4 protein-coding genes are annotated in these 2254 nt (G+C 47.6%); 3 read left to right on the top strand and 1 reads right to left on the bottom strand.

Annotation, left to right across the window (positions count from 1 at the left end; genetic code table 11):
- Positions 1 to 47 precede the first annotated feature (47 nt).
- Positions 48 to 692, bottom strand: coding sequence for a S24 family peptidase (locus tag RR842_RS14135; RefSeq protein ID WP_332730218.1), 645 nt, complete (start codon positions 690 to 692; stop codon positions 48 to 50).
- Between the two features lie 141 nt (positions 693 to 833).
- Between RR842_RS14135 and RR842_RS14130 the strand changes: the two genes are divergently transcribed.
- The 3 genes from RR842_RS14130 to RR842_RS14120 all read left to right on the top strand — a co-directional run bounded on the left by RR842_RS14130 (position 834) and on the right by RR842_RS14120 (position 2250).
- A complete protein-coding gene (locus RR842_RS14130; protein ID WP_332730216.1) occupies positions 834 to 1187 on the top strand; it encodes a hypothetical protein in 354 nt (117 codons plus the stop codon).
- 430 nt (positions 1188 to 1617) lie between these two features.
- The gene (locus RR842_RS14125; RefSeq protein ID WP_332730214.1) at positions 1618 to 1791 is read left to right on the top strand and encodes a hypothetical protein; all 174 of its coding nucleotides are present in this window, start codon (positions 1618 to 1620) and stop codon (positions 1789 to 1791) included.
- A gap of 189 nt (positions 1792 to 1980) precedes the next feature.
- Entirely contained in the window at positions 1981 to 2250 is a 270-nt protein-coding gene (locus RR842_RS14120; protein WP_332730213.1) for a hypothetical protein, read from the top strand.
- The last annotated feature ends 4 nt before the right edge of the window (positions 2251 to 2254 follow it).

Genomic DNA, 2254 nt, shown 5'->3' with positions numbered 1-2254 from the left:
TTGAATTGCTTGAGACTCAAACAGCGTAACCACAGAAATCGTCTCTATCAAAAACTCCAGTCATACGGCAGCACATAGTACACCACGCGCCCGATTACGGTGATAGTCTCTGTATCAGGCTCGTTGTAGTTGAACGTCTGCACAGGGTAGGTTGGGTCGGTCGAATCTGGTACAAGCTGGAACCCGTTGGCGAGCTTCTTAACGCGCTTGATGGTGGCGGCATATCCGTTCACACATACGGCGTAGGGATCGTTATCCTTCTCCACCTCATTACTGGGGTCTATAAGCGCGTAGCATCCGTTAGGCAGTATGTGATTCATCGACTCCCCCTCTATCTTCAGGAGGAAAGCCTCTGGATGCATATCATGAACTTTGGTTGGCACAGGATGCGTGTTTTCGACTTCTACCATCTCGATAGGGGTTCCTGCCGCTATTGAGCCGTAAAGAGGCACGTCTACGAAGTCGGAGCTATCATTCCCAGCATCTATTAGACGATTCTTAACTATCCAGTTTAGGTCATATCCAAGTTTCGCAATTACCGGCAGTACTGTACTTGCCGTTCCTGCGTTTATACCACGTTTCAACAGGCCATATATCGTTTGAGCTGGGATACCAACTTCATCAGAAAATTTCGGGATGCTACCGTAAATAAGCTCTATTCTGTCCCTTATCTGGTCTTCTAGCTTTCCCAACCGTCTCACCTCCTTATCAAAAATGAGCAGTACAGTTAAATTTCTCTCATATGATAACATTTTTTAATAAAGGCATTGATAACTTATTAATATTAAGATAATCTATTAATGTTCTTAATTTTAATAAGGAGGTGAAATCATATGGCCCTTAATAACCTCAAAGCAGAGATAGCTCGCTCGAAATACGTAACACAGAAAGATATCGCTGACCTTCTCAAAATGACATTGAGCAACGTGAACAAAAAAATAAACGAATTCGTTCCGTTCACGACTGACGAAATCAAGATGATACGCAACGAGTTTTTCCCTGATCAGTCTCTCGACTACCTGCTTGAATCCGACGGCGACGTACCAACCCAGCGAGAGCTTCTACACAACTACGCCGAAGCAATCGGCAACGCACTCACCAAAGACGGAACCGAGCCCGACGCAGAAGCGGATGACATCGTAAAGCTGTTCCATGATTGCGCAGACGTTGCTCAGATTGGCAACTAAAGGAAATCTAGCCCTACCACCGCACTTTGAGAGGAAGTGAAAAACAATGCTCGATGGACTACTGATAGTCGCAAACTTCGCCCTCTTGCTGAGTATCAGCTGGGATACGTACTCAACCAAAAAGAGAGTGGCAGACCTCTACAATCGCAACCCAGGCAAGATTCTGGAGTGCCCATATGGTTACGGACTTTGCCATACGCTTCCCTTCGGCCACAAGCCGTTCGAATGCGAGGAGTGCGCAACCCAGCAGCAAGCAGAAGCCACTGCACGGAGCGGAAACAATGAATGAAGCACACTCCACCAAGCCGTTGCGCAGCTTGACACAGGCACCACCTATATAACCGGTTTGTATGTCGTCCAAACATCTCACGCGATCACAAAACAACACGTGTCACCTAAAAGTAAACAATTGTCGAAAGGATGTGGACAAGTGGAATTAGCGATTCTTAGCTCGGTAGCAGTTTCCGCTGCGGTCAACGTGTTTTTGCTCGTGCTATTAAAACGCATGCTGCAGAACCATCACGACCAGATCATGAACGAGCTCAAAAGCGAACATCAAGAGTCCGGCAAGCATGGCAAGCGCAATATCACGCTTAGTGATTAGCTTCGTTTTACTCGCTTTATGTTTCGGCTTTTTGCTCATACCCGCATGAAACCGCATGTGTCGCCATTTATGAAGGAGCTATCGGAAATGTTCGGATGCTCCGCGAGCGACCCGATTTAAACACAGCACCTTGAAAACTGAATGCAATGAAGAAACCAGAATAAATAAGACGAAAGGAGGTTGTTTTGCATGGAATCAACAGCAGAATCACCCATCCACATCATCACGGCAGATGCGCTCACTGCGTTATTCGAGGAGGCGGCACCATACTATGCACCAATCAAGGAGGCGGCACGCATCGGAGGCGTGTCGGAAGCAATGATGCGCGCGGCGGTCAACAACCGCATCGACCCCATCCCTCATATAGAGGTGGGCGAAAGTCGCAGGAAAAAGAAACTGGTGAGAGTCGCATCAATCAGGCCATGGCTCGACCGGCAAGCGTTAGGCACCATCCGATGACGGC

The sequence above is a fragment of the Gordonibacter sp. genome, from assembly GCF_036667095.1.
Classification (GTDB): Bacteria; Actinomycetota; Coriobacteriia; order Coriobacteriales; family Eggerthellaceae; genus Gordonibacter.
This window is presented reverse-complemented; position numbering and strand designations above follow the sequence as displayed.

Coding starts and splice junctions, on each gene's coding strand:
- RR842_RS14130 (WP_332730216.1), top strand. CDS start 834: ATGGCCCTTAATAACCTCAAAGCAGAGATAGCTCGCTCGAAATACGTA.
- RR842_RS14120 (WP_332730213.1), top strand. CDS start 1,981: ATGGAATCAACAGCAGAATCACCCATCCACATCATCACGGCAGATGCG.